Source organism: Micromonospora sp. 4G55 (genome assembly GCF_016803375.1).
Genome location: NZ_JAEVHN010000267.1, coordinates 1 through 8,001, shown reverse-complemented (window position 1 = coordinate 8,001; position 8,001 = coordinate 1). Strand labels below are relative to the sequence as shown.

Sequence of the window (8,001 nt, the reverse complement as noted above, 5' to 3'; positions counted from 1 at the left end):
CGGGTGCTCACGCCGAGGCCGGACAGGGCGCGCGCGGTGTCCTCGGCGCGGCGGCGGGGCGGCGTGCTCGCCCCGCTCCCCGATGGTGGTGCGGGTGACGATGAGGACCTGCCGGCGCAGCGGATCCCGCTGTCGGGCGAGGTCGTCGAGGAATCGGGCGTGCTCGGCCGCGGCGTCGGCGAGGGCGGGGTGCGGCAGTTGCGCGCCGGTCTGGGCGAGGGCGCGGGCGGCGGAGTGCAGGTCGACCGGCTGCGCGGAGACGACGATCTGCGTCGGGGTGGACAGGCTGTTGAGCCACCGGCCGAAGGTGTCGACAAGGGCGGCCTGCTCATCCCGGGTGCGCAGGGCGAGGTTGACGCTGGTGGCCGCCACGATCGCCGCCCGCGTCTGCCCGAGGCGGATGGTCCCGCCGTCGTCGATCGCGTCGGCGGCAGCCTCAGCGGCGCCGGCAGCGTCACCGTCTTCGGGGCCTGCACCCAGTCCGGCGTCGGCGACGTCGTGTCGGTGGTCGACAACGCCCGTGCCGCGCGGCGGCCAGCAGCCACGCGTCCAGCGCAAGGCCGTCGCGGTGGCCCACGGCGACGCCGAAGACGAGGCCGCCGATCACGACGGCCGCTGCGACGAGCACCGGCGCGGGCACGACCTGGTGCAGGGCACGCCAGGCGCCGTAGCAGCCGAGGGCGGCGACGCAGAGGATGGCCAACTGCCGGAACGTCAGCCCGTATGCGACCTTGTCGGGGGCGTCGACGTCGGCGGGGACACGAGCTCTATAGAGCTCCGCGTCGGAGTTCTTCGTTGGATTCATTGGTGGTTACGCACCCTTTCCATCCATTAGTCGGGCAGGCGTTGCCGGTGCTGTTCTCCGCGCGGACGCGGCAGGGTCTGCGGTTCACGTGCGAGCTCGACGGCGGGAAGCGCCGGATCACGCTGCCGCAGGAGTGGACCGATCGCGGACCGGAGGCGAGTCCGTCCCGGCTCGGTGTCGAGGGCTTGGCCGCTGCGCGCGTGGTCGTCGACGCGGTGGCCGCCCGCCGAACCACGCGAGCGGAGGATCCGGCATGATCGTCGCTGCTGTGCACAGTGGACGACATGGCGGCCGGGTGCGGTCGGAGATGAGGCTTGGTGGCCGGCTTCAACCGCCGGGAGGTGGTCATGGCCGTGGCCAACATGGTCGAGTCGGTGCTGGCCGGGTTGCGCGGTGTGGCCGGTGATGCGGGCGAACACGAAGATCACGGCATCGCACCGGGGCCGGCTGGCGGTGGTGTATGTGCGCCAGTCGAGCCTGGTGCAGGTCCGCGAGCACGCCGAGTCCACCGCGCGGCAGTACGGGCTGGCCGCGGTCGCGGTCGAGATGGGCTGGGCTCCGGGCGGGGTGCTGGTGCTGGACGCGGACCTGGGCGTGTCCGGCCGGTTCGGGTCGCACCGCGACGGATTCACCGAGCTGGTCGCCCGGGTCTGCCGCGGCGAGGTCGGCGCGATCTTCGGGCTGGAGGTGTCGCGGTTGGCCCGTTCGGGCGAGTTCGCCCGGCTGCTCGAGCTGGCCCGGCTGACCGACACGCTGCTGGTCGACGGCGATGGCGTCTACGACTTGTCCGACATCAACGACCGGCTGCTGCTCGGCTTGAAGGGCAGCATGAGCGAGGCCGAGCTGCACCTGCTCACCGGTCGGCTGCACGGGGCGAAACTGGCTGCGGCGCAGCGCGGTGAGCTGCGCTCGCCCCTGGCCGTCGGTTACGTCCACGACGACGGTGAGGTGATCTTCGACCCCGATGAGCAGGTCCGCCAGGCGGTGGAGGATCTGTTCGCCGAGTTCGCGCGCACCGGCTCGGCCGTCGGCGTCGTGCGGGCCTTCGCCGCCACCGGCCGGTTGTTCCCGCAACGCCGCTGGGGCGGCGCCTGGGACGGCCAGCTGACGTGGGGCAAGCTGACCCACTCGCGGGTGCTGCAGGCGGTCAAGAACCCGGTCTACGCCGGCGCGTACGCCTACGGCCGCACCTACGACCAGCGCACCGTCACCCCCGATGGCGACGTCACCGCGACCCGGATCCGCCGCCCCCGAGCCGAGTGGACCGTGCTGCTGCCCGACCACCATCCCGGCTACATCAGCTGGCAGCGGTTCCTGGAGATCGAAACTCACCTGGCCGCCAGCAACACCAAGCGCGGTGCCCGGCCGCCGCGCGAAGGCTCCGCGCTGTGTCAGGGGATCATCTTCTGCGGGGTCTGCGGCGGCCGGATGGGCACCCGCTACCGCGAGGGCAACCGCATCGCCTACCTCTGCCAGGTCCGCGACGCCAACCGCACCACCTTGTGTCGCGCGGTCGCGGTGGCCACCGTCGACGACGCGGTGGCCGCGCTGCTGCTCGACGCGGTCACCGCCGAACAGATCACCCTCGCGCTGAAGGCCGCCGACGAGGTGACCAACCGGTTCACCCGCAGCCACCGCGCCGCGGAACTCGCCCTCGACCGCGCCCGATACGAAACCGACCGAGCCGAGCGGGCGTTCATGAACGTCGAACCGGAGAACCGGCTCGTCGCCCGCACCCTCGAAGCCAGATGGGAGGCCAAACTCGCCGCCATGGCCGACGCCGAAGCCGCCCTCGCGACCGCTCGGGCCGCACGACCCCACCTTCCCGAACGCGACGCGCTGCTCACCCTCGCCGCTGACCTGCCCGGGCTCTGGCACCACCCCGACACCCAGCCCCGCGACCGCAAACGGCTGCTGCGCACCCTGATCGCCGATGTCGCCCTGCTGCCCGAACAACACAAAGACGACATCCGCATCGGGGTCCGTTGGCACACCGGCGCTACCGACGAGATCACCGCCGAACGCATCGGCCCCGGCCGCACCCCGCCCACCGCACTCGAGCTGATCCACCGCCACGGCGCCACCCACACCAGCGAGCAGCTCGCTGACCTGCTCAACACCGCTGGCCTGCGCACCGGGCGCGGCCACCAGTGGACCAAGGCCGGTGTCGCCCGCGTCCGCGAGGCCCACACCATCCCCGGCCCCCGCACCGTCGCCATCTGCGACGGCGAGGTCAGCGTCAAACAAGCGGCCGCCGACCTAGGCATCCCCGCCGACGCCGTCTACAACTGGCTCCGCCACGGACAGGTTCCCGCCCGGCGCGGCCCCAGCGGACGCTGGTGCATCCCCTGGGACCCGCAAACCCGAGCCGTCTACGAGGCCAAAGTCGCGGCCTCCTTCCGGCTCAACCCAATCCAAACAACACCTGCAGAGAGGGCAGTATGAAGCGACCGTCGGCATCCGCGCCCGTCCCGACTCCGGCGGCTCGTCGTGGCGGCTCATCGGCCTACCGCCTTCAGCGCCCGGCCGAGCCCGGGAACGGAGCGGGTGACCTGCTGCACGACGATCACCCGCACCGCCGCGCCGAGCATGTTCAGGCCCCCGCGGCCGCTGCTGCCGGTGGTGACGTAGCGGCGCATCAGGGTCGGCACCCGCAGGGTGGTCCACAGCATCACCATCACGACGAACAGGTTCAGCACTCCGCCCGGATCCACCGGCAGGCCCAGCACGGGCAGCAGATGCTCGGGGTCGGTGAGCATCCACTGCCCGGCGTAGAGGGTGAAGCCCTGCACGACCGGCACCGCGAGGGTGCCGGTGTAGGACTTCCACCACAGGCGGGCCACCGCGTCGGTCTGTGGCAGCGCGTGACAGGCCAGCGCGAGCGGGGCGGCGGCGGTGAGGACGAGGACGACGGCGAATCGGACGATCACGCTGAACGCGGTGCCGGCCAGCAGGACGGCGATGATCGCGACGCAGGCGACGAACAGCAGCGCTGCCGTCTTGTCCTGCCCGGCGGTGATGTGGGTCTTGACCGCGCGCAGTGCGCCGTCACTGTCCCCGTCGGGTGTGGTGAGCGCGGCGGTCAGCGCGTTGGCCAGCTCGATGAGCATGCCGCACCACAGCTGGGAGAAGTGGGCGGCGACGAAGCCGACGATCAGGCGGGGAAGCAGGTTCTTGACGGTGTAGCGGGAGCCTTCGCTGCCGCCGGCGGTCATGGTGAGCACACCCGCGGCGGTGAAGGCCAGGACGAAGACGGTGTCGACGACGAGGACCGAACGGCCGGTCAGGGCCTGCACCTGCGGTAGGGCGGTGACGTTCGGGGTGATCAGCAGCGCGCTGCTGATCACCCCAATCAGCGCGTCCAGGCTCGCGAGGATCGCCGTCGCCAGCCAGTCCAGGATCTCATCGAGCAGCCAACCCATGATCAGCCTCCGACGATTCCCTGGACGACCTGCAGCAGGATCGGCGCGAGCACGGCGAGGCCGTAGCCGACCAGGGCGTTCTTCAGCGCCCCCTTGGCCCGTTCGACCTGCGCCGGGTCGCCGCCGGCGGTCGCCCAGTAGACCCCGGCCAGGACCAGGAACAGGGTGGCCACCGCGGCGAGGATGCCCATCAGCCAGGCCTGCAGGTTCGCGATCACGACCGGCAGTGAATTGGCCGCCAGGTGCGCCGGCGCGCCGGTGTCGGCGTGCGCGGCGGCGGGCACGGACAACAGCAGCATCACCGCGCCGGTCAGGGCGGCGACCCGGCCGGCCCGGCGGGCGATGCGGTGGCGGGTGAGGGTACGGATACGTGCCGGGATGCGGGACATGGATCAGTTCACCTCCGGCCCCATTCCTGGCCAGCGGCAGGGGTGGGGCGTCGCAACGTCGGTCAGGGGGCCGCCGCCGGGCGCGGGAGGCAGGGCGTCGTCGAGCCGCGACAGGCCTCGGGAGGAGCGCGTCCTCCCCTTCGGGTGTGGCGGCTATTCGGTGAGGTGTCAGCGCACCAGAACGGCGCGGCACCCGAGGCGCCCGGCTCGCGTCGGCCCCAACCTCGAGGCCCGGCGGCGGGCGGAACCCCTCTCCGGCCCCTCGTGCAGGACCGGCGGGGGATGTTCCGCACCCTCAAACCGGCGTGTGTCAGCTCTGGCGGACACCCCCGCATCTGACACCGGTCTGACACCAACGCCGGTACATCTGACAGCACCAGCTCAACGGACCTCACAACGCAAACGGCTGCGGTTTGAGCCGCTGGGTGGCGCGGACAATGACTTGCTCAGGGGCTGTTGACGGCCGCGGCGGGCCGACACTTCCTTGCCGGAGGTACTCGTCCTTGCTGCGCACCCCTTCTGCTGGTGGGGCAGAGCCCAGGGAATGTCGCCGCCAGCCGCTATCGGGCTGGCGCATCTCGTGCACGAGACGCATCGCGGCGCGGGGCAGCGCAAGCGCGAGGCCCGACCTGTGTCGGTCGGGCCTCGCAGGTACGTCAGCGTCCGGCTGCGCTGGCTGTCGGAGCCGCCGGGTCGACCCCACGGTAGGCCCGGCCGTTGCGGATGCGTGTGCGGTGCGCCGACTGCCGGTGCAGGTACTGGCGGGCCTCGGGGGACACGACGCTGGTGAGGCGTCGGCGAGGCGGGCGTCGATGCCGTTCATGCGCTTGCGCAGGGCGTCGACGCTGACGCCCAGACGCGCGGCGATGGGTTCGATCGCCCGCCCACCCAACCGCAGGTCAATGTAGGCCTCGAGGTCGGTGTGCTCCAGCAGACCCAGGCGGGCGGCGCGACGCACGAGCAGGTCAGGGTGTCCGTACGGGACGCGAGGGGTGCGGGGGCCGGTGACGTGCTCGACGTCCTCCACCGGCACCGTGTTGCCCGTGCGCAGGCGCAGCTCGTGCCCCGCCCGCCACGCGGCCATGCACAACCCCGCGTACGGGGCGGGCTTGGCCAGGTCGACCCGGTCGCGCAGGGCGGTCAGGAAACCGGTGAGGATCTCCGCGTCGAGGTCAGCGGCGTCACCCGACCAGCCGGCGTGAAGCTCACCGGCGTGGCGGCGCAGCGCGGGCATTGCCATCGCCACCGCCGCGATTACCCAGGACGGGCCGTCGAGGCGGGCACGGCGGATCAAGTCCCGCCACACCGCGTCACGCGCCTGATAGGCGCGCGGGTGGGCCAGGAGCCAATCGCGCAGCGCGGGAAGTGCCATGACACCCCTCGGCAATCCCGTGTCCTGTCCCAACGTGTCGAGGTCGAGTGTCAGGGGCTCGGGGTCGGTTGTCAGCGCCGCGAAGGCCGCGTCGACGGCGTCCAGCGGCGAGTCGGGCCAGTCGGGCTCGGACACGCTCATGTCCACACTCCTGTCGCACAAGGTCGTGGATGACGAGCCGGGGTGTCGCGCCCGGCACGAGGGGCACCTATTGCGCCACGGTGACCTCACGGACCTCTGACAGCGCAGCCCATCGCCGCTTAGGCATGGCATGCGCGGTCTGACAACGGCGGCTGACACGCGTCCTGCACGAGCAGCGGGACTCTGACAGCGGTCTGACAAACGTCGGTGACCAGCGCGTTGACAGCCGTGACCATGACGCGGCGCGGTGCGCGACGGTACTCAGTGAGCGTTACCCCGGCCTGGGACGGCCTTGGCGGCGGGTGTGCTGTCAGACGCTGTCGGTCTGACAGCGTCTGACAGCGACGCGGTGACATCTCGTCGCGGCGTCGAGGTGATTAGCGCGCGCCCTCCCACGTCGACGCCGACTGGATGGCATGACATAGCCCCTGTCAGAACGGGAAGCGTTTGACGCGTCGGCGGTCGCACGGTTGCTTCTGTCCTGGCGCGCCTAGCGCGGGCAGGGCTTCTGACAGCGCTGGCCACGCGGCTGTGCCATTGACAGTCGCCGTTGACCCGGCCCGGCATCTGTCACCTCGAGCGCCTGACAATGGATGCCACCGCGGTCAGCAGGCGGTGCTGTCAGAGGGCCGTCAGATCGGGGGGTGTCCGTCAGAGCTGACAAACGCCGGTTTGAGGGTGTCAGCGCATCACGGCGCGGCGCGGAGCCGACACCACATGAGCGAGCACACGCCGCAGCACCACCACGACCCTGTCCACCCCGTCGACCCGCCTGGTGTCGACCCGACCCTGATCGACCTGGTCGCCGGCGACCCGCCGGTCCCGGTCACCGTGTGGCGCACCGCCCGCACCGACGCCGACACCGGCCGCAGCATCGGCGCCCGCCTGGCCTACCGGCTCGTCGCCGCCTACAGCCGACCCGGCGAGGCGGTCGTCGACATGACCGGCGACCACGCCCTGACCTCCGCGTGCGCGGCCGGCGGGCGCCGGCACCACCCCGGCTGGTTCACCGACGCGTCCAGCCTGATCATCGGACCGGCCACCCCGCCGGCCCACGACAACAACCCGGATGCCGCATTCGACGACGGCGACCCAGGGGACCTGAGCGCCTGGTTTGGCGACGACCTCACCGACCCCGACCTACCACCGTCGACCGATCCTGCTGTCCCGGTGCCCGACGACGCGTCGCTGCAGGAGGCCACCGCCCTGGTCGTGGCCTGCTGGCCCCTGGACGCCGCCGACGCGACCAACCGGGTTCGGCTGGCGTGGCTGCTGACCGCGTGCGCGCGCCTGCTGCGCCCCGGTGGCTGCCTCGTCCTCGTCGTCACCGTGCCGGCCAGCATCGCCGGGCCGGAGGACTTCACCCCGGTCGCCACCGCCGCCGCAGCGGTCGGGCTGGGCTACCTGCAGCACATCGTCGTCGCCGTCGCCGCCGACACCGACGGTGACGCGTTCGTCTACCACGTCACGGACGAGGAACTGCTCACCCTCGCCCGGCAGGCCGGCGAGCAGCGGTGGTTGTCAATCCCCTCGGATCGTGGAGGGCTCCGTTATGCGGCCTGGGCCTCCAAGGCGCGGGTCTCTGATCGTTCATAGTCGATGGGTGAGCGCCAGTCGCAGACGGAGTGCCGGCGGCGCCGGTTGTAGAAGTCGGTGATCCAGGTCGCGATCTTCAGGCGGGCCTCGGTACGGGTGCGGAAGTGGCGGCGGTGCACGTACTCGACCTTGATGGTGGAGAAGGTGGCCTCGGCGACGGCGTTGTCGAAGCACGACCCGACCCGGCCCATCGATTGGCGTACCTTCCATCGGGCGCATGCCCGGGTGAAGTCGGCCGAGGTGTACTCGCTGCCCCTGTCGCTGTGAAAGATCACC

Annotated in this window: 7 protein-coding genes and 1 pseudogene; 3 read left to right on the top strand and 5 right to left on the bottom strand. The window is 71.7% G+C overall.

The features are described from left to right. Positions 1 to 805 (bottom strand): annotated as a pseudogene (locus JNW89_RS20740) (PrgI family protein); the annotation flags it as partial. Here JNW89_RS20740 and JNW89_RS36860 point away from each other — a divergent pair. After that, complete coding sequence (locus JNW89_RS36860; RefSeq protein ID WP_255541047.1) at positions 724 to 1,062, top strand: DUF5372 family protein; 339 nt, start codon at positions 724 to 726, stop codon at positions 1,060 to 1,062. The pseudogene JNW89_RS20740 and the gene JNW89_RS36860 overlap by 82 nt on opposite strands. Before the next feature lie 148 nt (positions 1,063 to 1,210). Further along, on the top strand, positions 1,211 to 3,250 hold the full coding sequence (locus JNW89_RS20730; RefSeq protein WP_238450164.1) for a recombinase family protein: 2,040 nt from the start codon (positions 1,211 to 1,213) through the stop codon (positions 3,248 to 3,250). 53 nt (positions 3,251 to 3,303) lie between these two features. On the opposite strand, the gene JNW89_RS20725 is transcribed toward JNW89_RS20730, so the two are convergent. The 3 genes from JNW89_RS20725 to JNW89_RS20715 all read right to left on the bottom strand — a co-directional run bounded on the left by JNW89_RS20725 (position 3,304) and on the right by JNW89_RS20715 (position 6,129). Continuing rightward, positions 3,304 to 4,227 carry a hypothetical protein gene (locus tag JNW89_RS20725; protein ID WP_238450163.1) on the bottom strand — a complete coding sequence of 308 codons (924 nt, stop codon included), beginning with the start codon at positions 4,225 to 4,227 and terminating at the stop codon, positions 3,304 to 3,306. A 2-nt stretch (positions 4,228 to 4,229) separates the two neighbouring features. Beyond that, positions 4,230 to 4,616 (bottom strand): pilin, encoded by a 387-nt coding sequence (locus JNW89_RS20720; RefSeq protein ID WP_238450162.1) that lies wholly within the window; start codon positions 4,614 to 4,616, stop codon positions 4,230 to 4,232. Positions 4,617 to 5,007: 391 nt separating this feature from the next. Then, positions 5,008 to 6,129: a hypothetical protein gene (locus JNW89_RS20715; RefSeq protein WP_375155123.1), complete on the bottom strand. Its 1,122-nt coding sequence runs from the start codon at positions 6,127 to 6,129 to the stop codon at positions 5,008 to 5,010. A gap of 717 nt (positions 6,130 to 6,846) precedes the next feature. Between JNW89_RS20715 and JNW89_RS20710 the strand changes: the two genes are divergently transcribed. Further along, the gene (locus JNW89_RS20710; protein ID WP_238450161.1) at positions 6,847 to 7,725 is read left to right on the top strand and encodes a hypothetical protein; all 879 of its coding nucleotides are present in this window, start codon (positions 6,847 to 6,849) and stop codon (positions 7,723 to 7,725) included. Here the strand turns inward: JNW89_RS20710 and JNW89_RS20705 are convergent. Next, a partial coding sequence (locus JNW89_RS20705; RefSeq protein WP_238450160.1) for an integrase core domain-containing protein occupies positions 7,680 to 8,001 on the bottom strand: 322 nt, incomplete at its 5' end. The genes JNW89_RS20710 and JNW89_RS20705 overlap by 46 nt on opposite strands.